Genomic DNA, 20,945 nt, shown 5'->3' with positions numbered 1-20,945 from the left:
GACGTTTCTACGTCGGTGGCGCGGGATTGGGCGCGTGGCGCGGCGACACGGATGCGGCGCCGCTGCCGATTTACGTACGCGACGTGCCAGCGGCGGGCGAGGCGTTTACCGTGGTTGCCAGCCGTCGACATTCCAGCCCTGAGCAAGAGCGTTTGCTGGCCGGTTTGAGTGAAAGCCTCGGCGAATTGCACTTGGCGAATTTCGGCAGTTCGCTGAAATTTTGCATGCTGGCCGAAGGCGCGGCGGATTGTTATCCACGCCTGGCGCCGACATCGCAATGGGACACGGCAGCGGCGCAAGGCGTGCTCGAAGGCGCGGGCGGTGAGGTGCTGGAATTGAGCGGCGCGCCGTTCAGCTATCCGGCGCGAGAATCGCTGTTGAATGAGTTCTTCCTGGCACTGCCGGCCAAAGCAGCGTGGCGCGAAAAATTGTTGGAGCTTGCACGCGGATAAGATCGCTACTCGAACCCATGTGGGAGCGAGCTTGCTCGCGATGGCGGTGGGTCAGTCAACGTTGATGTTGAGTGTGATGCCGCTATCGCGAGCAAGCTCGCTCCCACAGGTTTTGGGGGCAGATAAAACTGATGCTTAGCGGTGCAGCACGTATTGCCCGCTGAACGTCACCGCCGCTTCTTCGCTTCCGCTGTTCACGATTCGCGAATTCAGGGTCAATCGCGCCCGGCCGTAGCGCTGATACATCGCCAGAAACTTCTTCCACACCGCCGCGCTCGGTGCCTGGCAAATCGCAATCGCATCGCTGGTCACCGGCAACGGGTAGCTGATCTGCCCTTCCTGAATCACGATGTGGCCGTCTTCGATGCCTTCCTCACGCAAGCGCAAATGCAGCCAGCCCCAACCCGCCAGCACCGCGCCGCAGTACAGACTGCCGCCGAACATGGTGCTTTTGTGATTGACGTTGGCCTCCAGTGGCAACTGCAAACGCAGTTGCTGGTCATGCCAGTCGAGCACTGTCAGGCCCATGTCCCGCGTCAGGGGAATGTCGTGGTGGAGGATCGATTGCAGGTGACGACTGTCGCGGCTCATGCACGGCCCCTTGTTTGCTGAAATGAAAAAACGCTGGCTCAATCGAGCTCGTCGGTGTGGCTGTGCGCGCCGCCGTCGGCGAAGTTCAAACCGTGCTTGCGCAACTTGTCGTGCAAGGTTTTACGCGGAATGCCCAAGGCTTCGGCGAGGCTGCGCACCGAGCTGTGCGAGCGCGCGAGTTCGGCGGCGATCAGGGTTTTCTCGAAGTTCTCGACCTGCTCGCTGAGCCCGCCGCTGAGCACTTCCACCGTGGTCCCGGCACCGCCCTCAAATGCACTGTTATCCAGCGCCAATTCCAGACCGAGGGCGAAACGTTCAGCGGCGTTTTGCAGTTCGCGCACATTGCCCGGCCAGTTGTGGCGCAGCAACAACGCGCGTTGCCCCGGTTGCAGTTCATGCGGCGGCAAACCGTGGCGGGCGCTGGCTTCGTCGGCAAAATGCTGGAACAGCATCAGCGCATCTTCGCCGCGTTCACGCAGCGGCGGAATGCGCAGCGGCGCGACGTTCAAGCGGTAATACAAGTCGGCGCGAAAACGCCCTTGATCGGCGGCCTGGCGCAAGTCTTCCTTGGTCGCGGCGATCACGCGGATGTCCAGCGGAATCAGCTGATTGCCGCCCAAGCGCTCGACCACCCGTTCCTGCAACATGCGCAGCAGTTTGACCTGCACGTCGAGGCTCATGCTTTCGATTTCATCGAGGAACAGCGTGCCGCCATTGGCGAATTCGAACTTGCCGATACGGCGTTTTTGCGCGCCGGTAAACGCGCCGGGCTCGTGACCGAACAGCTCGCTCTCGACCACCGATTCGGCCAGCGCGCCGGCATTGATCGCGACAAACGGACCGTTACGCCGGCTCGACAAATCGTGCAGCGCCCGCGCCACCACTTCCTTGCCGGCGCCGGTTTCGCCGAGGATCAGCACGTCAGCCTTGGTCGCCGCGAGCGCGCCGATCTGCTCGCGCAAACGCAGCATTTGCGCCGATTGCCCGACCAGTCGGGTGCTCAGTTCATTGCGGTCGCTGAGGGCCAGGCGCAGGCTGCGGTTGTCCAGCACCAAACGGCGCAAGTCGAGGGCGCGGCGCACGCTGTCGAGCAGGGCATCGCTGGCGAAGGGTTTTTCGAGGAAGTCATACGCCCCGGCGCGCATCGCCTGCACCGCCAGCGGCACATCGCCGTGGCCGGTGATCAGCAGCACCGGCAGCTCCGGGTCTTGGGCGTGCAGCTCGGTCAGCAATTCGAGGCCGTCCATGCCTGGCATGCGGATGTCGCTGACCACCACGCCCGGCCAGTCGCGCTCCAGTTGCGCGGCCAGGCCCTTGGCTTCGGCCAGTGGCAGAATCTTCAGGCCGGCGAGGTCCAGCGTCTGGCTCAGTGCCTGGCGCAGATGCGGATCATCGTCGATCAACACCACCTGAATGCGGTTATCGATGGTCATGCACTTCGGTCCTCGGACGGTTGCAGGCTCACGCCGGGTGCGCCTGCGCGCAGCTTCAGGGTAATCAGGGCGCCGCCCTCCTTGTGGTTGGCGAACGACAGTTCACCGCCGAAGGCGCGCATCAGGGTTTCGCAAATCGCCAGGCCCAGCCCGAGCCCCTGAGTGCGGGTTTTGGTCGTGTAAAAAGGCTCGCTCGCGCGGCCGAGGGCTTCCATGCAAAACCCCGGGCCGTTGTCGCGAATGTACAGGTTGACGCCTTCGCTGGTGGATTGGGCACTCAGCCAGAGTTTGCGCGGCGGGCCTTTTTCGGTGAGGGCATCGAGGGCGTTGGCCAGCAGGTTGCCGAGCACTTGGCGCAAGCGGGTTTCGCCGGCCTCGACCCACAAGGTCGCCGCCGGCAGATCGCGGATCAACTCGACTTCCATGCTGCGTCGGCGCTTGGCCAGCAACGCCAGCGCATCGTCCAGTGCCGGTTGCAGGGCGACGCTTTCCGGGGCGTGGCGGTCGCGGCGGGCGAACGCGCGCAAGTGGGCGATGATCGAGGCCATGCGCCCGGTCAGTTCGCTGATCAATTTGAGGTTGCCGCGCGCATCGTCGGTGCGCTGATGATCGAGCAACACCTCGGCGTTTTCCGCGTAGCTGCGGATCGCCGCCAGCGGCTGATTGAGCTCGTGGCTGATGCTCGCCGACATCGTCCCCAGTGCCGACAGTTTGCCCGCCTGAACCAGATCATCCTGCGCGCGGACCAGTTCCTGTTGCGCCTGTTCGCGCTCCAATACTTCCTGTTTCAGACGGCGGTTGAGGCCTTCGAGGTCGCTGGTGCGCTCGGCGACCCGACCTTCGAGCTCGCGGCGGGCCTTGGCTTCGAACGCGATGCGCTCCAGATAATGCCGACGGCGCTGCATCATCAAACCGAGTAGCAGCATCAACACCAGCAACGTCGCGCCGCCAATCGCGACGACGGTGCGCACCGGGCGGTCAATCAAGGTGCGCGGCGCGAGAATGCTGACGTTCCAGCCGGTTTCTTCGATCTGTTGCGTCTGCGTCAGCCAGGCGTTGGGATTGAGCCGCAGTGGCCGGGGATCGCGCGTCGGGTACGGCTGAATCGCGCTGATGGCGGTGTTCTCTGCGTCACTCAAGGCGCGGGTCGAGCGAAAGCGCCACTCCGGCCGCGAAGTGAGAATGACCACGCCGTTGTGATCGGTCAGCAGCAGTTGTTCCGGGGTTTTGCCCCACAGGCTTTCGGTGTGGTCGAGGTCAACCTTGACCACCAGCACGCCGATGATTTTCTCGCCTTCGCGCACCGCCGCGGCGAAGAAGTAACCGCGTTTGGCCGAGGTCGTGCCCAGCCCGAAGAAGCGCCCGAGCCGCCCGGCCATGGCTTCGCTGAAGTACGGCCGGAAGGAGAAATTGCGCCCGACAAAACTGTCGTGTTTGTCCCAATTCGACGCCGCGAGGGTCTTGCCGCTGGTGTCCATCAGGTACATGACTTCGGCGCCGGACTGCGCGCTGATGTTTTTCAGCAAGCGGTTGGCGTTGCCCTGGGTGACGCCATCGTCGGGCGCGCCGAGCACTGCGCGCAGCGCCGGCAGGTCGCCGAGAATCTGCGGCAACACTTCATAGCGATGCAGCGTGCCCAGCAGGTTGGCGACGTAGAGGTCGAGGGTCTGACGATTCTGCCCGGCCAGTTCGCTGCGGTAATAACGCTCGGCCAGATGCTGCAGCGGCCACAGCAGAGGCGCCAGGCACAGCGCGAGCAGGGCCAGACTGCGCCAGCGAGGTCTGCGGGGGAGGGTCGGAGTCATGAGCATCGAGCGCCTGGGGGGACAGGCGCATTATGCCTAGGGTTGCTCGGCAAGACACTCGCGCAGCGCGGTTTGCCAATCCGCCTGGCTGACGCCCCACTCGCGTTGCAGTCGCGAGCAGTCGAGCCGCGAGTTCAACGGGCGCGCGGCCGGCGTTGGGTAATCGCTGGACGGAATCGGCAGCAGGTTCGCGCACGGCTTGCCTTGTTCGCGCAGCGCTTCGCCGATGGCCTGGGCGAAACCGAACCACGAAGTTTCACCCTGCGCGGTCAGGTGATAAGTGCCCCACGCTCCTGCATTCCCGGACTGCCAACGCTCGATCAGCGCCAACGTGCTGCGGGCAATCGTACCGGCCCAGGTCGGCGCGCCGATCTGATCGGCGACGATGCGCATTTCCGGTTTTTCCTGGAGCAAGCGCTGCATGGTCAGCAGAAAATTACGCCCGTGGGTCGAGTAGACCCAACTGGTGCGCAGGATCAGATGCTGGCCCTGCACCGCGCTGATCGCCTGTTCGCCAGCCAGTTTGCTTTTGCCGTAGACGCCAAGCGGGTTGGGCGCGTCGTCCTCGGTGTAGGGCGCGGGTTTGCTGCCATCGAACACGTAATCGGTGGAGTAGTGAATCAACGGGACGCCCAGTTCAAGCGCTTGTTCGGCGAGAATCCCCGGCGCGCTGGCGTTGATCGCAAACGCCAGTTGCGGCTCGCTTTCCGCTTGATCGACGGCTGTGTGTGCGGCGGCGTTGATGATCAGGTCCGGGCGAATGCGTTGCACCTGTTGGCGGATCTGCTCGGGTTGCGCCAGGTCGAGCTGTTCGCGACCGAGCACGACCAGCTCGCCGAGGTGGCTCAAATGCCGTTGCAGTTCTTGCGAGACTTGCCCGTGCTGGCCGTTGATGAGGATTTTCATGGGAACAGATCAGCCTCAAGCAGACTTTTGCCGTTCTGATCCTTGGCCGACAGTTGCGGCGCGGCGTGCAGTTGCCAGTCGATGGCCAGGGTTGGGTCGTCCCAGCGAATGCAGCGCTCAGCGGACGGCGTGTAGTAATCGGTGGTTTTGTAGAGGAATTCGGCGACTTCGCTGAGCACCACAAAACCGTGGGCAAATCCTTCAGGTACCCAGAGTTGACGGTGATTGTCGGCAGACAAACGCACCGCCACCCACTGGCCGAAATGTGCCGAGCTGCGGCGAATGTCCACCGCCACGTCGAGCACTTCACCGGCAGTGACGCGCACCAGTTTTCCCTGAACGTTTTCCAACTGATAGTGCAAGCCGCGCAGCACGCCTCGCTGCGAGCGCGAATGGTTGTCCTGAACGAACTGCGTGTCGAGGCCAGTGGCTTCGGCGAATGCCTTGGCGTTGAAGCTTTCGTAGAAAAAACCACGCTCGTCACCGAAGACTTTCGGTTCGATGATCAGCACGCCGGGCAGGGCGGTTTCAATCACGTTCATTGCGCTTCTCCGGCGAGCATGAACAGGTATTGGCCGTAACCGGTCTTGCCGAAATAAGCCGCGCGTTCGAGCAACAGTTCGCGGCTGATCCAGCCATTCTCGTAGGCGATTTCTTCGAGGCAGGCGACTTTCAGACCCTGGCGGTGTTCGATGGTCTGCACGTACTGCGACGCTTCCAGCAGGCTGTCGTGGGTGCCAGTGTCGAGCCAGGCAAAACCACGGCCGAAACGCTCGACCTGCAAGTCGCCGCGTGTGAGGTAGGCGTTGTTGACGTCGGTGATTTCCAGTTCGCCACGCGGTGACGGTTTCACTGCTTTGGCGATCTTGATCACGTCGTTGTCGTAGAAATACAGGCCGGTGACGGCATAGCTGGATTTCGGGGTTTTCGGTTTTTCTTCAATCGACAGCGCGCGTCCTTCGCTGTCGAAATCAATCACGCCGAAGCGCTCCGGGTCCTTGACCCAATAGCCGAACACCGTGGCGCCGGAAGGGCGTTTTGCGGCGTTCTTCAATTGATCGCCAAAGTGCTGGCCGTGGAAGATGTTGTCGCCGAGGATCAGGCACACCGGGTCGTCGCCGATAAATTCTTCACCGATCAGAAAGGCCTGCGCCAAGCCGTCCGGCGAGGGCTGTTCGGCGTAGCTGAAGGTCACCCCGAACTGGCTGCCGTCGCCCAACAGGTTGCGATATTGCGGCAGGTCCTGCGGCGTCGAAATCAGCAAAATGTCCTTGATGCCGGCCAGCATCAACACCGAGATCGGGTAATAGATCATCGGTTTGTCGTACACCGGCAGCAGCTGTTTGGACACGCCTAACGTGATCGGGTGCAGGCGCGTGCCCGAGCCACCGGCCAAAACAATACCTTTCATCATGCGAGCAGCTCCTTGATGTCGATGGCGCCCAGGCGTTGGCCCTGATAGCTGCCATCCTGCACGCGGCGGCACCATTCGAGATTATCCAAATACCACTGCACGGTTTTGCGCAGGCCGGTTTCGAAGGTTTCTTCCGGCACCCAGCCGAGCTCACGTTCAATTTTGCTGGCGTCGATTGCGTAGCGCAGGTCGTGGCCAGGGCGGTCCTGAACAAAAGTGATCAGGTCGGCAAACTGCGCGACGCCTTGCGGTTTGTTCGGCGCCAATTCTTCGAGCAGCGCACAGATCCCGCGCACCACGTCGATGTTTTTCTGCTCGTTGTGGCCGCCAATGTTGTAGGTCTCGCCGACCACGCCTTCGGTCACCACTTTGAGCAGCGCGCGGGCGTGGTCCTCGACGAACAGCCAGTCGCGCACTTGCAGGCCGTTGCCGTACACCGGCAGCGGCTTGCCCGCCAGCGCATTGAGGATCACCAGCGGAATGAGTTTTTCCGGGAAGTGGAACGGCCCGTAATTGTTCGAGCAATTGGTCAGCAACACTGGTAACCCGTAGGTGCGCTGCCAGGCGCGAACCAAGTGGTCGGACGCGGCTTTGCTGGCGGAGTACGGCGAACTCGGCGCGTAAGGCGTGGTTTCGGTGAACAGGTCATCGACGCCGTGCAGGTCGCCGTACACCTCGTCGGTGGAAATGTGATGGAAGCGGAAAGCGCTTTTCTCGGCTTCGGCCAAGGTCAGCCAGTAGGCGCGAGTGGCCTCGAGCAGGCTGTAGGTGCCGACAATATTGGTCTGGATGAAATCCGACGGACCGTCGATGGAACGGTCGACGTGGGATTCTGCCGCCAAGTGCATGATCGCGTGTGGCTGAAAGCGTGCCAGCACCGCGCTGACGGCGGCCTGATCGACGATGTCGGCCTGGACGAATTCGTAGCGGGTATCGGTGGCAATGCTGGTCAGCGATTCGAGATTGCCGGCGTAGGTCAGCTTGTCGAGATTGAGCACTTCGTGCTCGGTGTGCCGAATCAGGTGGCGGATCAGGGCCGAGCCAATGAAACCGGCACCGCCGGTGATGAGAATACGCATGTTGGCCAACCTTTTTCCGTAAGACGATAAAACGAATGAGCATAGCTTGTCGGCAGGAGCGGGGTGGTGCAAGAGGGTTGTTGGTCGTATTTGGCTTTTGCCGCCGCAGCAGGGGGTTGATTATCCCCCGAGGCAATGGCGATATAGGCGCCAAATAACATTTCAGAGGTCGTTGTATGCCGCTCGCCACGTTGATTCATCGCGCCAGTTTGCCCAGCCCGCAAGTGTCTGTGGCGCAAGCGTTGGCGTTGCTGCAGCGGCATTACGGCTTGAGCGGGACGTTGCAGGCGTTGGGCAGTCAGCAGGATCTGAACTACCGCGTCGACAGTGAGCGTGGGCGATTCGTCCTGAAAATGTGTCGGGGCGATTACGCGAAGATCGAATTGCAGGCGCAACACGCCGGGCTCAAGCATCTGGCCGAGCATTCGCAGGTGCCGGTGCCACGGGTGATGGCGGCCAATTGCGGCGAAGAGATTCTTTCGCTCGACGTCGACGGGCAGCCGCTGCATGTGCGTTTGCTCGACTACATCGAAGGCCAGCCGTTGACGCAGCTTGCGCACCTGCCGGGTTCGGTAGTCAGTGGTTTCGGGCGGCTGTGCGCGGACATGGACCTGGCGCTGGCGACGTTCGCGCACGCCGGGCTTGAGCGCACGCTGCAATGGGACGCCCGCCACGCCCACGCGCTGATCGCGCATTTGCTGCCGGTGATCGCTGATGAGCGACAACGCGCGTTAGTCAGCGAGGCCGCCGAACACGCCGAGCGACGCCTGCTGCCGCTGATCGACAAGCTGCCGGTGCAAGCGATTCACATGGACATCACCGACGATAACGTCGTGTGGCAGCGCGATGCGCAACGGCAGTGGCAGCTGCAGGGTGTGATCGATTTCGGCGACCTGATTCGCACTTGGCGCATCACCGATTTGTCGGTGACCTGCGCGGCGTTGCTGCATCACGCCGAGGGCGATCCGTTTTACATTTTGCCGGCGGTGCAGGCGTATCACGCGAGCAACCCGTTGCAGCCTGAAGAGCTCAAAGCGCTGTGGCCGTTGATCGTCGCGCGTGCAGCGGTGCTGGTGCTCAGTGGCGAGCAGCAGGTCAGCATCGACCCCGGCAATCAATACAGTCGCGACAACTTGCGCCACGAATGGGAAATTTTCCGCGTCGCCACTTCGGTGCCACTGGAGCTGATGGAAGCGGCGATTTTGACGGCGGTCGGCCAGACCTTGCCGAGCCTGAGCCATGAAGGTTTAGCGCCGTTATTGCCGAGTCTGGTCGGGCGCGAATTTGCCTTGATCGACCTCGGCGTCCTCAGCGCTCATTTCGAGGCCGGCAATTGGGAACAGGCAGGCATCGATCAGCGTTTGCTCGACGAAGCGGCGGCGGTGCACGGTCTGGCGGCGAGTCGTTACGGTCAATATCGTTTGTCGCGCACCGAGCCGGACAGCGCCGCTGAACCGGATACCTGTCCGTTGCACGTCGAGTTGCGCGTGCCCCACGGCACAGCGGTCGCAGCGCCGTTTGCCGGGGTTGTGCAGCAGCCGTTTGCGGGCGTGTTGCAGCTTGATGGCGAGCCATTCAGTGTGCGTTTGTGGGGGGTGAATTCTGCGCATGAAAGCGGCGCGGCACTGGCCAAAGGTCAGGCGCTGGGTGCGGTCAACGGTCCGCTGATTGTGCAGTTGTGCCGTGGCAGTTCTTTCGAGGCGCCGCTGTTTTGCTCGCCGTCGCGCGCGTTGGCCTGGCAAGCGCTGTGCCCGTCGCCGGCGGCGTTGCTCGGCCTGGCGTGTGATGCCGAAGCCGAGCTGGATTCGCAGACCTTGCTTGCGCGCCGCGACGCCAGTTTCGCCCGCACGCAAAAACACTATTACGCCGACCCGCCGCGCATCGAGCGCGGCTGGCGCAATCACCTGATCGACATGCAGGGCCGCTCCTACCTCGACATGCTCAACAACGTCGCGGTGCTCGGCCACGGGCATCCGCGCATGGCCGCCGTCGCCAGCCGTCAGTGGTCGCTGCTCAACACCAATTCGCGCTTCAACTATGCGGCGGTGGCGGAGTTTTCCGAACGGCTGTTGAAGTTGTCGCCGGACGGCATGGATCGGGTGTTTCTGGTCAACAGCGGCAGCGAGGCCAATGACTTGGCGATCCGCTTGGCGTGGGCTTACAGCGGCGGTCGCGACATGCTCAGCGTGCTGGAGGCCTATCACGGCTGGACGGTGGGCGCGGACGCGGTCTCGACGTCGATTGCCGACAACCCGAAAGCCTTGAGCAGCCGCCCGGCGTGGGTACACCCGGTGATTGCGCCGAACACCTATCGCGGCGAATTTCGCGGCCCGCACAGCACCCCGGATTACGTGCGCAGCGTCGAGCACAACCTGGCGAAAATCGCCGAGCAGAACCGGCAGTTGGCCGGGTTTATCTGCGAACCGGTGTACGGCAACGCCGGCGGCATCTCGTTGCCGCCCGGTTATCTGCAACAGGTGTACGCGCTGGTCCGCGCGCGCGGCGGCGTGTGCATTGCCGATGAAGTGCAGGTCGGTTACGGGCGCATGGGCGATTTTTTCTGGGGTTTCGAGGAGCAAGGCGTGGTCCCGGACATCATCACCATGGCCAAAGGCATGGGCAACGGTCAGCCATTGGGCGCGGTGATCACTCGCCGGGAAATCGCCGAAGCGCTGGAGGCCGAGGGTTACTTTTTCTCCTCGGCGGGCGGCAGTCCGGTCAGTTGCCAGATCGGCATGGCGGTGCTGGATGTGATGGAAGAAGAAAAACTCTGGGAAAACGCGCAGATCGTCGGTGGCCATTTCAAGCAGCGGCTCGAAGCGCTGATCGACATTCATCCGCTGGTCGGCGCGGTGCACGGTTCGGGTTTTTACCTCGGCGTCGAGTTGATCCGCGACCGGGAAACCCTGGAACCGGCGACCGAAGAAACCACGGCGCTGTGTGATCGCTTGCGTGAGTTGGGGATTTTCATGCAGCCGACCGGGGATTACCTCAACGTGCTGAAAATCAAACCGCCAATGGTCACCTCGCGCCGCAGCGTGGATTTCTTTGTCGACATGCTCTCCAAAGTGCTCGCAGAAGGTTTATGAACCCCCCCTATCCCTTGTAGGAGTGAGCCTGCTCGCGATAGCGGTCTTCCATTCAACATTTTTAGTGTCTGGACCGGCGCGATCGCGAGCAGGCTCACTCCTACAGGGGCGGGTGTTTAATCCGATTGTTATCGGTGTTTTCTGCTTGTTTTTAGACGGAAGGGCTTTATGTGACTTTTAAAGCCGATATTTATCGGCTATAAAGTCGCCACTTGCCTCCCTATAAAAATGATTCAGGAGATGATTCATGAGCCGTATCGTTACCGTCGCCGCTACCCAGATGGCGTGTTCGTGGGACCTCGAAGCCAACATCGAGACCGCGGAAAAACTGGTCCGTGAGGCAGCGGCCCAAGGTGCGCAAATCATTCTCCTGCAGGAATTGTTCGAGGCGCCGTACTTCTGCCAGAAGCCGAATGCGGATTACCTGCAATTGGCGACGACAGTTGAAGACAACGTCGCGATCAAGCATTTCCAGAAAATCGCCAAGGAACTGCAAGTGGTGTTGCCGATCAGTTTTTATGAACTGGCGGGTCGCGCGCGGTTCAATAGCATCGCGATCATCGATGCCGACGGCAGCAACCTCGGGATTTATCGGAAAAGCCACATCCCGGACGGCCCTGGCTATCACGAAAAGTATTACTTCAACCCGGGCGACACCGGTTTCAAAGTCTGGAATACCCGTTACGCGAAAATCGGCGTGGGCATTTGCTGGGACCAGTGGTTCCCGGAATGTGCGCGCAGCATGGCGTTGCTCGGCGCGGAAATTCTGTTCTACCCGACCGCGATCGGCAGCGAGCCGCACGACAAAACCATCTCGTCCCGCGACCATTGGCAGCGCGTGCAACAGGGCCATGCCGGCGCCAACCTGATGCCGCTGATCGCCAGCAACCGCATCGGCAACGAAGAGCAGGACGGCTACGACATTACGTTTTATGGTTCTTCGTTTATCGCCAACCAGTTCGGCGAAAAGGTGCAGGAACTCGATAAAACCGAAGAAGGCGTGCTGGTCCAACGCTTTGACCTTGACGAACTTGAGCACATCCGCAGCGCGTGGGGCTCATTCCGTGATCGTCGCCCGAACCTATACACTGCGCTGAAAACCCTCGACGGTTCCCTGGAGTCCTGATTCTGATGACCACTTTAAACAGCACCCCGCGCGCCGATGGCTTCTACATGCCAGCCGAGTGGGCGCCGCAAACCCAAACCTGGATGATCTGGCCCGAGCGCCCGGACAACTGGCGCCTGGGTGGCAAACCGGCGCAAGCCGCACACGTCGCGGTGGCCAAGGCTATTGCACGTTTTGAACCGGTGACGGTGGCGGTGTCCGCCGGCCAATACGAAAACGCCCGCGCGCGCCTCGATGTGCCGAATATTCGCGTGGTCGAAATGTCCAGCGACGACGCCTGGGTCCGCGACACCGGCCCGACGTTCGTGATCAATAACAGCGGCGAAGTGCGTGGCGTGAACTGGGATTTCAACTCCTGGGGCGGTTTTGACGGCGGTTTGTACGCGCCGTGGAATCGCGACTCGCAGGTTGGCGGCAAGATTCTCGAAATCGAGCGCAGCCAACGTTATCGCACCGAAGGCTTCGTGCTCGAAGGCGGTTCGATTCACGTCGATGGCGAAGGCACGCTGATCACCACCGAAGAATGCCTGCTGAACCGCAATCGCAATCCGCACCTCAAGCGTGCCGACATCGAAGCGGTGCTCAGCGCAAATCTGGCGGTGGATAAAATCATCTGGCTGCCGGACGGTTTGTTCAACGACGAAACCGACGGCCATGTGGATAACTTCTGCTGCTACGTGCGTCCGGGCGAAGTATTGCTGGCCTGGACCGATGATCCGCAGGACCCGAACTACCCGCGTTGCCAGGCTGCAATGAAAGTGCTGGAAAGCAGCACCGACGCCAAGGGTCGCCCGTTCACGGTGCACAAAATGCCTATTCCCGGCCCGCTGTATGCGACCGAGGAAGAATGCGCCGGTGTCGATCCGGTGGACGGCACGCAGGAGCGTAATCCGACGGTGCGCCTGGCGGGTTCCTACGTAAACTTCCTGATCGTCAATGGCGGCATCATCGCGCCGAGCTTCAACGATCCGTTGGACGGCCCGGCGAAAGAGATCCTGCAAACGCTCTTCCCGCAGCACGAAGTGGTGATGGTGCCGGGTCGCGAACTGTTACTGGGCGGCGGCAATATCCACTGTCTTACCCAACAGCAGCCCGCGCCGCACAACGAGTGAGTGCAGTTGTAACAGCTTGAGTTGCCTGCAAATTCAGTCGGGCAACGATTGCTGAGCAGCGCTGAAACACCGAGCCCGCAGCCCGTAAGGATTGCGGGTTTTTTTGTAGCTGCGCATTTCTGAATGCGACAGATTGGCACAGCTCTTGTATCTGTCCTGAGGCAAATACAGGGAGGGAAGAACGGCGACGTTCTGTCACAAACGTTGGATACGTTAGCCGCTCACAATCCGGGAGAGAGCGCCGAAATGAACGCCGAAGTGAATGTAGCGAGCGAACGGGCACTGCATCCCCTGGCAGTCAACAGCGAATCGCGGCAGGTCCTTGCGCACTGGTTGAAGTCCAATGGAACGCGTCAGATCAGGGAACCTGATCCGCGCCGGATGATGATCGAGCGCTACCCCGCTGGTTTATTCAGCGAGGCGGAACTGCAAGCGTTGTGGGATGTGATGGAAGGATAAAAGCAACAGCCATGGATTGCCGAAAGCGCTGCCGGGAGGGCGGCGCTTTTTTTATGGGTGAGATTGCGTGACCGCTGAAGATCTGAAAATGTGCGAGTGAGCAGGCACACTCGCACAGCGATTGCTGCGGATTCAGAAGCTGTAAGTCCCGGTCACCACCAAGCTACGTGGCGCACCTGGCTGGATCTGAAACTGGCTGGTCGCCGATGAGTAATAGGTTTTGTCGCTGATGTTGTTCAGCGCCGCGCGCAAATCCCAATCCTTCTGGCGGAACCCGGCCAGCGCGTCCCAGCGGCCATAACCGGGCAGCACAACCGTGTTGAGGTTATCGGCATAACGGTCGCCGACCAGGGTCAGGCCGGTCTCGGCGTACCAGCCCATTTCCGGTTTCCACGTCAGGAACAGGCTGCCGTTACGCTTGGCCACGTTGCTCACGCGTTTGCCTTCAAAACCGTTGTTGTCCTTCTCCACCGTCGCGTCCTGCAAACCGACGCCACCGCGCACGTACCAGTTGCCGCCGAGCTTGCCGCTGGCGGTCAGTTCGATACCGCGCGAGCGTTGTTCGCCAGTCAACAGCGTCACGGTCGGATTGAGCGGATCACTGGTGCGACGGTTGTACAGTTCCAGTTCGTAGATCGCCAACGTCGTGCTCAAGCGCTCATCGAGCCAGTCGCTTTTCACGCCGATTTCTTTCTGTTTGGTCAGCTCCGGGCTCAAGTCATTGCTGTTGCCGGTCGCGCCCGGCGTGATGCCGATCAAGCCACCGCCGACCGGCGAAAATGTCTTGGTCCACGAGGCGTAGAAGGAATGATTCTGCAGCGGCGTCCAGACAATGCCGACACGCGGACTGGTGCTGTGGCTGTCGCGATCTTCGGAAATGTTTCGCAGTTTGTTGGTCGACTCGATGTCGAACGTGTCGTAACGCAAACCGCCGAGCAACTGCCATTGATCGTTCAGGCGCAACTGATCCTGCACGTACACCGCGCGGCTTTCGACTTCGGTGTGGTTGTCGCTGGAGAGCTGCATGCGCCCGGTGTGGCGCAAGTCGCGATTGGGGTTGTACAAGTCCAGCGCCGGCACCGCTTGAATGCCGGGGCCGCGTCCGGTCGCAGCGTTGTAAAGCTTCGGGTCGCGGCGCTGGCTGCCGATTTCGACGCCGGTCAGCAAGCGATGCTCCAGACCAAAAGTGTCGAAACCACCTTCCAGTTCGACGTTGTTGAAAACGTTGCGCGTGCTCAGGTCCTGCTGCCAGTGCTGGCGTAAAACGCTTTGGGTCGCCCCGGAGTAACCGGTCAGGTAAGTGTTATCGAAATCGCTGTCGAGCTTGAACACGCCCAAGGTATGGCGCAGTTGCCAGCTATCGCTCAGCTCATAACTGAGTTTGGAGCGTAGGGATTGTGACTTGTCGTCGATGTAATCGTGCTCGCTGCCGTAGGTCGTATCCCGTCCTACATCCGCCGGGCGACCATTTACACCGGGGATTCCGCGATCCGGCGTACGGTTGTAACGGCTGTATTCGTACTGCACCAGCCAGTTCAGGTCTGGCGTCAGTTGCCAGCTCATCGACGGCGCGAACAATTGGCGATTGCCGCTGACGCCATCGCGAAAACTGTTTTCATCCATGTTGCCCATGTTCAGGCGCAGGCTGATGTCGTCGCTGACGTCGGTGCTCAAGTCCGCATAAAGACTGCGCAAATCCTCGCTGCCGCCCTGCGCTTCAATGGTGGAGCGGCGGCCGAATTCCGGCAGTTTGCTCACCCGATTGACGATCCCGCCCTGGCTGCCACGGCCGTACAACACGGCGGCCGGGCCTTTGAGCACTTCGATGCGCTCGATGTTGTGCAAGTCGCGCACGTATTGGCTGTCGTCGCGAATGCCGTCGAGGTAGAAGTCGTTGCTGGCGTCAAAACCGCGAATGCGCAAGCTGTCGAAACGCGTGTCGGCGCCGCTGCTGACGTTGGGAATACCGCTGAGTGCAGTGCCGAGGTCGTTGGTGCCGTAATCCGCTACGTTGGCGGTTTTAATCGAATCGATGGCTTGCGGCACGTAACGCACCGCAGTGGCGGTGCGTGTAGCGGTGCTGGTTTCCTTTACGCGCGGGTCGTCGGTTTCAGTTTCGGTTTCGGCGCTGATCGACGTGGCGGGCAAAACGGTGGTCGCGGCACCGGCAAATCCGGCAGACAACAAGGCAGAGAGCCCAAGGGTAACGGGCGAAAAACGCAAGTGGGCAGGCATCTGGAGCGCATCCGAGAGGGTGAAGGAATTCGAGCGCGCGAATGGTAATGCTTGTTATTTACTTCCGTTAATTATTCTTGGTAAGCGCTTGTGAATGATTGTTTCCAGTTGTGTCTGAATTGATACACGGTTCAACATCTTGTTTGCCGAATGTACAAACTCGCCGCGCACTGCCTGCTTCTCTCACTAAACGCTGGCCCTCGACGGTTGTATCCACTGATTTCCCGACAATCCCTGCAACAAACTGTCGCGCACAAGGCTTTTCTTAGACGTTTTTTGCCTATTCTCAGACGATTCATGAAATTGACACGGCGTTAAGCGCGCGGCTAGGATTCATGCCAACGCCTGTGGCCAACCGCCATGACCCAAAAAACAATAAAAAGGCCCGCCACGGATTGCTCGTGGGCGGGCCTTTTTGTTTCGGGGTGAAAAAAGAGCGCAACAGCGCCATTTCCGCCGTTCGGCGCAGCGCGTATCAACCCGTAATAAGGAAAAAAACAAATGTTGAATAAGCGCATCAGTTTGATCGCTCTGGGGATGTTGAGCGCGACACAAGCCATGGCTAACGACCAGGCAGAATCCAAGGGTTTTGTTGAAGACAGCAGCCTCAAAGTGCTGTTGCGCAACGCCTACATCAATCGTGACTACAAGGACGGCAACCCGGACAAAGCCGAATGGGGCCAAGCGGCCATCGGTACTTACTCGTCCGGTTTCACCCAGGGCACGGTCGGTGTCGGCGTCGATGCTTTCGGTCTGTACGCACTGCGTCTGGACGGCGGCAAGGGCCGCACTGGCGCCCAAGGTATCGACTTCTTTAAACAGGGCGCCAGCGGCAACGCGGCGGACGACCTGTCCAAGTTCGGCGGCGCGGTCAAATTCCGCATCTCCAGCACTACGCTGACCTACGGCGACCAGATGCCGGAGTTGCCGGTGTTGAACTACGACAACTCGCGCCTGCTGCCGGAAAGTTACACCGGTACATTGATCACCTCCAAAGAGGTCAAAGGCCTGGTGCTGAACGCCGGTCGCTTCACCGCCGAATCGCGCAAGAGCGCTGAAGGTCGTGACAGCGGTGGCTTGAAGTCGATCAACGTGTTGGGCGGTAGTTACCAGTTCACCGAGCAGTTCAAAGCGGCGGTCTACGCGTCCGACGTCGAAGACGTATTGAAGAAGCAATACGTGAACGCCAACTACGTGCTGCCGTTCAACAAAGAACAATCGCTGACACTGGACTTCAACGGCTATCGCACCAAGTTGGATAACTCGTACGTGCGCGAAAACGGCGTGACGGGCGACGACAACAAGATCTGGAGCCTGGCCGCGACGTTCGCAACTGGCGCGCACTCGTTTACCCTCGCGCACCAGCGCAGCACTGGCGACAGCAACCTCGGTTACGCTTACGGCGGTTACCAGCGCGGCCAAAACCGTGTCGGCGACGGCGGCAACACCATCTACCTGGCGAACTCCTACTGGTCCGACTTCAACGCCGAAGACGAGCGCAGCTGGCAGTTGGGCTACGCTCTGGACTTCAGCACTTATGGCATTCCGGGCCTGAGCTACAACTTCGCTTACGTGCGCGGTGACAACATCACCACCTCCACCAGTGAGGGCGGCACCGAGCGCGAGATCTTCAACCAGTTCAAGTACGTCGTGCAAAATGGCCCGGCCAAAGACCTGAGCGTAAGGTTGCGCAGTTCGGTTCTGCGCGTGTCGCAGAAGTCCAGCGAGTACAACGTCAGCGGCAACGAGCTGCGTGTGTTCGTCGACTACCCGATCAACATCTTCTGATGATCGGCTGAGTTAAAACACTCAGAAAAAACCCCGACTGGTTCGGGGTTTTTTTTCGCCTGCATTTTGCTCAAAACGATCTAAAGCTGTTCTTTTTGGCATAAAAAACGGCGTTCAAGGCAACTTGTTGCGCCGCTTCAAGCAACGCTTGAGATGCCTGAAATTCTTTCTCATGGGCCGGAAATCCCGCACCTAATAGATTAGGTCGCTCAATGCAGCGGAGACTAGTAATGATCGTTTTAAACAGAGAAGTTGGCGAATCGCTAAGGCGCGACAAATTTGTCAACGTCCAGGGTGGTGACTTCAATCTCTACGGTCATTTCGCCGACTTCGTTCGACTGACCAAGAGTTGGGAAAACATGGAGCCGGACAGTTACTACGGTCAGGCCGAATCCGGTATGCGTTTTCGCCGTTACAGCGACTTCGAATACAACCCGGTGACCCGCGATCTGAAGCAGCTGGAACACCGCGCGTATGTGCAATCCAAAGCCAACAACAGTTACGTTGGCGGCATGGTTCGGCACTTTCAGGACTTCTCCGAAGAAGTGATCAACTCGCCGGTGATGCGCAGCCTCATCGACATCGATTTCGAAGTGTACAAAAACGTCTTGCCGCCGGAGTTGCACGATGAAATCTGGCAATGCCAGATCCATCAGATCCGCATCGAAATCAAACCTGGCAAACAACTGGAAATCACCCCTGAAGGTATTCACTGCGACGGTTATCCGTTCAGCGGCGTGCACTTCTGGGGACGCAATAATGTTGATGGCGCCGAGAGTCGTTTGTACTCCGCGCATCAGGAACAACTGGCGTCGACGACTTACCAGGAAATCCTCGACACCACGTTTTTCCTTGATCGCGACATGCGCCATTACGTAACGCCTGCGCGCAATACCCATTCGCACGACATGGCGTATCGGCAGATTCTGGCGATTTCCTTTTCGCGGCCCGGGACCGCTTTCGACATTGTTCGCTGAACAGTTCGACGCCATGGACGACGCCGCGGCATCGGTGATGCTGTGGCGCGCGAACGCCAAGGATGCGCTGCGCCTGGAGCGCTTCTTTCGGCAGTTCGACGAAGTGTCGTTTTGCGACTGGCAGGACGCCAAATGTTTACGCGGTGTGTTGATGCAGAAAACCACCACCGCGTACCTCGCGCTCGACCTCAACGGTGAAGTGGTCGGCGCGGTGCTTGGCGGCATGCTCGGCAGTCGCGGCACCATCAATCACTTGGCCGTGAGCCCGCTGTACCGCGCGCAAGGCGTGGGCCAACGCCTGGTGGAAGCGGCGTCGGCAGACATGAAACGCGTCGGCGTGCTGCGGATGTTCCTGTTCGTCGACGATGCTAACCTTGCCGGCAAGCGTTTTTGGACTGCCCAGGGTTTTTGCGAGCCGCGTGGCGAAACGACCTTTGAGAGGGACCTATGAATGAGACGTCCAGCAGCCCGCCGCTGATGGTCGAGCCACAGCCATCGCGCACCTTTGCAGAAGCCAGCCCGGTAGTGGCCGGTTACTTCACGGTGTCGTTCGTGTTTGGTTTGATGGCGGTCAACGCCGGGTTGCCGGTGTGGCTGCCGGTGGCTATGTGTCTGTTTGTGTACGCTGGCGCTTCGCAGTTCGCGGCGTTGGCGCTGATCACCAGCGGCGCTTCGCTGACCACGATTATTCTCACGACATTCCTGATCAACGCGCGACACATGCTGATGTCGGTCTACATGGCGAAAGCCTTGCGCGCATTGGGCCTCAGCCGTTTTGAGCGCTGGTGTTACGCCGGTGGCCTGACCGATGAATCGTTCGCTTTTCACAGCGTGAAACTGGGCAGCGGCGCGCCGGTAAACGTGCGTTACCTGATCGGTTTCAACTTGTTTTGTCACACGTCCTGGGTGCTCGGCGGTTTGCTCGGGGCGATCTGCGCGCAGTACGCGGAGCACCTGATCAAATACCAACTCGACTACGCCCTGACCGCGATGATGCTGTATGTGCTGGTGTCGCTGTGCAACACCCGCAACAAACTGATTGCCGCGGCGGCCGCGGTAGTTTGCATGGGCGCGCTGAGCCTGGTCGGCAGCTCGCCGTTTAACGTGTTTATCGCCACATTTGTTGGCTGCGGGGTGGGCGTGTGCCTGACCAAACGTTCCTGATTCTGGTCGTCGTGTTGATGATGGCCGTGACCTTCCTGCCGCGCGCGTTGCCGCTGCAAATCAACACCGAGCATTGGCCGCCATTCGTTGCCCGCGCGCTGGAATACTTGCCGGTGGCGATCGTCGCTGCCATCAGCGTCACGCCCTTGTTGATCAAGGACCAGCATGTGCAGCTCGATCGCCCGGAATTCTATGCGGCAATTCCGACGTTGTTATGTGCGTATTTCAGCAAAAACCTCTTTCTCAGTGTGGCGGTTGGGACGGCTGCGTACATTGCGCTCGGCGCGTTCATGCAGGCGTAAATCGACCACATCGCTCAACGCCTGGCTGGACAGTTCGGGGTTATTCACCGCCAAGCGCACTTCGAGGTAATCCTCGAAACCTGGGAAAATAGTCAGGCCATTTTTTTGCGCGGCGGTGCGCGAAACCATGCCGATGCCGTCCATTTGCGGGATCAACGACAGCGTCAGGGTTTCGCTGCACGAATAAATCATCCGTTGGCCAGACTCGTTATTGCCAAGACCGGCGTCGAGAAAACGCAAAAAGCTGTGGGAATACGGACAATCGTCTGCAGGACGAACCTGAAACTTGTCACCCAGCAGCACCAGCGGATCGTTCTCCTGACCGCAATGCGCGCCGACCACTTGAACCTGCACATCCGGCAGCAAAATACTCGGCATGCCCGGTTTTTGCGGACCGATCAGCACCGCCAGGTCGAAGTCTTCATTCTTCAACTTGCTGAGGTTTTCCATCGACTCGGCGTAGGAAAACTCCAACTGATGGTCAGGAAACACCGCGAACAGGCGTCCGATAATGCGCCGATTGAAGTCTTCCGACAGCGTGGTGTTCAACGCCACCTTCAACGTGCGCTGCCCCGGCGCTTTCAACGCCGCGACTTTCTCTTCCATCTGCCGCGTTGCCACCAGGACTTTGTCCATGTACGGGGTAAGCTCGGTGCCCTGCGCCGTCAGGGTCAAACCCTTGTTGGAACGTCGAAACAGGCGAAAACCAAACTGCTCTTCGACCTTGTTCAACTGCGCGGCCAACGCCTGCACGGTCAGACAGGAATGCTCCGCCGCCGCCGACAACGAGCCGGTCTGCACGATGCGCATAAGGTTGCGTAAGGTTCTGCTATCCATGGGGTAATGCCCTCTAAAGTGGGCTGGCAATTGTTGTGTACCTTGCGACCGATCCGGCGCCTGTGCCGGCTATATTCCTGCACCTGAGCATAGTTGTCGCGGGTTTAGTAGCGAATTGATTCCGCAGCCGATGGCTGGAGGCTTACACAGGATCGGGGTTTTTGGTGGGGTGGGGG

General features: G+C 60.1%; 19 protein-coding genes. 10 read left to right on the top strand and 9 right to left on the bottom strand.

Annotated elements, in window-relative coordinates; translation table 11 throughout:
- Positions 1-452 (top strand): 3'(2'),5'-bisphosphate nucleotidase CysQ (locus BI292_RS28200; protein ID WP_305887401.1); only part of this gene is annotated, 452 nt, incomplete at its 5' end.
- Between the two features lie 135 nt (positions 453-587).
- On the opposite strand, the gene BI292_RS28195 is transcribed toward BI292_RS28200, so the two are convergent.
- The 7 genes from BI292_RS28195 to rfbB are packed head-to-tail and all read right to left on the bottom strand — an operon-like array spanning position 588 to position 7,680.
- Positions 588-1,043: a YiiD C-terminal domain-containing protein gene (locus BI292_RS28195; protein ID WP_101209966.1), complete on the bottom strand. Its 456-nt coding sequence runs from the start codon at positions 1,041-1,043 to the stop codon at positions 588-590.
- A 38-nt stretch (positions 1,044-1,081) separates the two neighbouring features.
- Positions 1,082-2,476 (bottom strand): sigma-54 dependent transcriptional regulator, encoded by a 1,395-nt coding sequence (locus BI292_RS28190; protein ID WP_092274882.1) that lies wholly within the window; start codon positions 2,474-2,476, stop codon positions 1,082-1,084.
- Positions 2,473-4,281: an ATP-binding protein gene (locus tag BI292_RS28185; RefSeq protein WP_101209965.1), complete on the bottom strand. Its 1,809-nt coding sequence runs from the start codon at positions 4,279-4,281 to the stop codon at positions 2,473-2,475. The genes BI292_RS28190 and BI292_RS28185 overlap by 4 nt, the downstream gene beginning before the upstream one ends.
- Positions 4,282-4,317: 36 nt before the next feature.
- Positions 4,318-5,187: a dTDP-4-dehydrorhamnose reductase gene (gene rfbD / locus BI292_RS28180; protein ID WP_101209964.1), complete on the bottom strand. Its 870-nt coding sequence runs from the start codon at positions 5,185-5,187 to the stop codon at positions 4,318-4,320.
- Entirely contained in the window at positions 5,184-5,729 is a 546-nt protein-coding gene (rfbC, locus tag BI292_RS28175; protein WP_101209963.1) for a dTDP-4-dehydrorhamnose 3,5-epimerase, read from the bottom strand. The genes rfbD and rfbC overlap by 4 nt, the downstream gene beginning before the upstream one ends.
- Positions 5,726-6,601, bottom strand: coding sequence for a glucose-1-phosphate thymidylyltransferase RfbA (gene rfbA / locus BI292_RS28170; RefSeq protein WP_101209962.1), 876 nt, complete (start codon positions 6,599-6,601; stop codon positions 5,726-5,728). Before rfbA ends, rfbC begins: the two co-directional genes overlap by 4 nt.
- Complete coding sequence (gene rfbB, locus BI292_RS28165) at positions 6,598-7,680, bottom strand: dTDP-glucose 4,6-dehydratase (RefSeq protein ID WP_092281578.1); 1,083 nt, start codon at positions 7,678-7,680, stop codon at positions 6,598-6,600. The genes rfbA and rfbB overlap by 4 nt, the downstream gene beginning before the upstream one ends.
- A 176-nt stretch (positions 7,681-7,856) precedes the next feature.
- On the opposite strand from rfbB, the gene BI292_RS28160 reads away from it, so the two are divergent.
- The 4 genes from BI292_RS28160 (at position 7,857) to BI292_RS28145 (ending at position 13,466) form a co-directional block, all read left to right on the top strand.
- Positions 7,857-10,769: an aminotransferase gene (locus tag BI292_RS28160; RefSeq protein WP_101209961.1), complete on the top strand. Its 2,913-nt coding sequence runs from the start codon at positions 7,857-7,859 to the stop codon at positions 10,767-10,769.
- A 247-nt stretch (positions 10,770-11,016) separates the two neighbouring features.
- Positions 11,017-11,895, top strand: coding sequence for an N-carbamoylputrescine amidase (aguB, locus tag BI292_RS28155; RefSeq protein WP_101209960.1), 879 nt, complete (start codon positions 11,017-11,019; stop codon positions 11,893-11,895).
- Positions 11,896-11,900: 5 nt separating this feature from the next.
- A complete protein-coding gene (gene aguA / locus BI292_RS28150; protein ID WP_101209959.1) occupies positions 11,901-13,007 on the top strand; it encodes an agmatine deiminase in 1,107 nt (368 codons plus the stop codon).
- 246 nt (positions 13,008-13,253) lie between these two features.
- Complete coding sequence (locus BI292_RS28145) at positions 13,254-13,466, top strand: hypothetical protein (protein ID WP_101209967.1); 213 nt, start codon at positions 13,254-13,256, stop codon at positions 13,464-13,466.
- Positions 13,467-13,598: 132 nt separating this feature from the next.
- On the opposite strand, the gene BI292_RS28140 is transcribed toward BI292_RS28145, so the two are convergent.
- Complete coding sequence (locus BI292_RS28140) at positions 13,599-15,701, bottom strand: TonB-dependent siderophore receptor (RefSeq protein WP_101209958.1); 2,103 nt, start codon at positions 15,699-15,701, stop codon at positions 13,599-13,601.
- Positions 15,702-16,202: 501 nt separating this feature from the next.
- On the opposite strand from BI292_RS28140, the gene BI292_RS28135 reads away from it, so the two are divergent.
- The 5 genes from BI292_RS28135 (at position 16,203) to BI292_RS28115 (ending at position 19,932) form a co-directional block, all read left to right on the top strand.
- Positions 16,203-17,489 carry an OprD family porin gene (locus BI292_RS28135; RefSeq protein WP_101209957.1) on the top strand — a complete coding sequence of 429 codons (1,287 nt, stop codon included), beginning with the start codon at positions 16,203-16,205 and terminating at the stop codon, positions 17,487-17,489.
- 230 nt (positions 17,490-17,719) lie between these two features.
- Positions 17,720-18,466 (top strand): 2OG-Fe dioxygenase family protein, encoded by a 747-nt coding sequence (locus BI292_RS28130; RefSeq protein WP_092274851.1) that lies wholly within the window; start codon positions 17,720-17,722, stop codon positions 18,464-18,466.
- Between the two features lie 13 nt (positions 18,467-18,479).
- The gene (locus BI292_RS28125) at positions 18,480-18,917 is read left to right on the top strand and encodes a GNAT family N-acetyltransferase (protein WP_178076641.1); all 438 of its coding nucleotides are present in this window, start codon (positions 18,480-18,482) and stop codon (positions 18,915-18,917) included.
- Entirely contained in the window at positions 18,914-19,630 is a 717-nt protein-coding gene (locus BI292_RS28120) for an AzlC family ABC transporter permease (RefSeq protein WP_101209956.1), read from the top strand. Before BI292_RS28125 ends, BI292_RS28120 begins: the two co-directional genes overlap by 4 nt.
- A complete protein-coding gene (locus BI292_RS28115; protein ID WP_092274846.1) occupies positions 19,609-19,932 on the top strand; it encodes an AzlD domain-containing protein in 324 nt (107 codons plus the stop codon). The genes BI292_RS28120 and BI292_RS28115 overlap by 22 nt, the downstream gene beginning before the upstream one ends.
- Here BI292_RS28115 and BI292_RS28110 read toward each other — a convergent pair.
- Positions 19,843-20,769, bottom strand: a complete 927-nt coding sequence (locus BI292_RS28110; RefSeq protein ID WP_101209955.1) for a LysR family transcriptional regulator — start codon at positions 20,767-20,769, stop codon at positions 19,843-19,845. The two genes, BI292_RS28115 and BI292_RS28110, sit on opposite strands and share 90 nt — an antisense overlap.
- Positions 20,770-20,945: the final 176 nt, after the last annotated feature.

The organism is Pseudomonas sp. 43NM1, from assembly GCF_002836905.1.
Classification (GTDB): domain Bacteria; phylum Pseudomonadota; class Gammaproteobacteria; order Pseudomonadales; family Pseudomonadaceae; genus Aquipseudomonas; species Aquipseudomonas prosekii.
This window is presented reverse-complemented; position numbering and strand designations above follow the sequence as displayed.

Excerpts from the sequence above, each read along its gene's own strand:
- BI292_RS28195 (WP_101209966.1), bottom strand. The coding sequence starts at position 1,043 with ATGAGCCGCGACAGTCGTCACCTGCAATCGATCCTCCACCACGACATT.
- BI292_RS28190 (WP_092274882.1), bottom strand. The coding sequence starts at position 2,476 with ATGACCATCGATAACCGCATTCAGGTGGTGTTGATCGACGATGATCCG.
- BI292_RS28185 (WP_101209965.1), bottom strand. The coding sequence starts at position 4,281 with ATGACTCCGACCCTCCCCCGCAGACCTCGCTGGCGCAGTCTGGCCCTG.
- rfbD (WP_101209964.1), bottom strand. The coding sequence starts at position 5,187 with ATGAAAATCCTCATCAACGGCCAGCACGGGCAAGTCTCGCAAGAACTG.
- rfbC (WP_101209963.1), bottom strand. The coding sequence starts at position 5,729 with ATGAACGTGATTGAAACCGCCCTGCCCGGCGTGCTGATCATCGAACCG.
- rfbA (WP_101209962.1), bottom strand. The coding sequence starts at position 6,601 with ATGATGAAAGGTATTGTTTTGGCCGGTGGCTCGGGCACGCGCCTGCAC.
- rfbB (WP_092281578.1), bottom strand. The coding sequence starts at position 7,680 with ATGCGTATTCTCATCACCGGCGGTGCCGGTTTCATTGGCTCGGCCCTG.
- BI292_RS28160 (WP_101209961.1), top strand. The coding sequence starts at position 7,857 with ATGCCGCTCGCCACGTTGATTCATCGCGCCAGTTTGCCCAGCCCGCAA.
- aguB (WP_101209960.1), top strand. The coding sequence starts at position 11,017 with ATGAGCCGTATCGTTACCGTCGCCGCTACCCAGATGGCGTGTTCGTGG.
- aguA (WP_101209959.1), top strand. The coding sequence starts at position 11,901 with ATGACCACTTTAAACAGCACCCCGCGCGCCGATGGCTTCTACATGCCA.
- BI292_RS28145 (WP_101209967.1), top strand. The coding sequence starts at position 13,254 with ATGAACGCCGAAGTGAATGTAGCGAGCGAACGGGCACTGCATCCCCTG.
- BI292_RS28140 (WP_101209958.1), bottom strand. The coding sequence starts at position 15,701 with ATGCCTGCCCACTTGCGTTTTTCGCCCGTTACCCTTGGGCTCTCTGCC.
- BI292_RS28135 (WP_101209957.1), top strand. The coding sequence starts at position 16,203 with ATGTTGAATAAGCGCATCAGTTTGATCGCTCTGGGGATGTTGAGCGCG.
- BI292_RS28130 (WP_092274851.1), top strand. The coding sequence starts at position 17,720 with ATGATCGTTTTAAACAGAGAAGTTGGCGAATCGCTAAGGCGCGACAAA.
- BI292_RS28125 (WP_178076641.1), top strand. The coding sequence starts at position 18,480 with ATGGACGACGCCGCGGCATCGGTGATGCTGTGGCGCGCGAACGCCAAG.
- BI292_RS28120 (WP_101209956.1), top strand. The coding sequence starts at position 18,914 with ATGAATGAGACGTCCAGCAGCCCGCCGCTGATGGTCGAGCCACAGCCA.
- BI292_RS28110 (WP_101209955.1), bottom strand. The coding sequence starts at position 20,769 with ATGGATAGCAGAACCTTACGCAACCTTATGCGCATCGTGCAGACCGGC.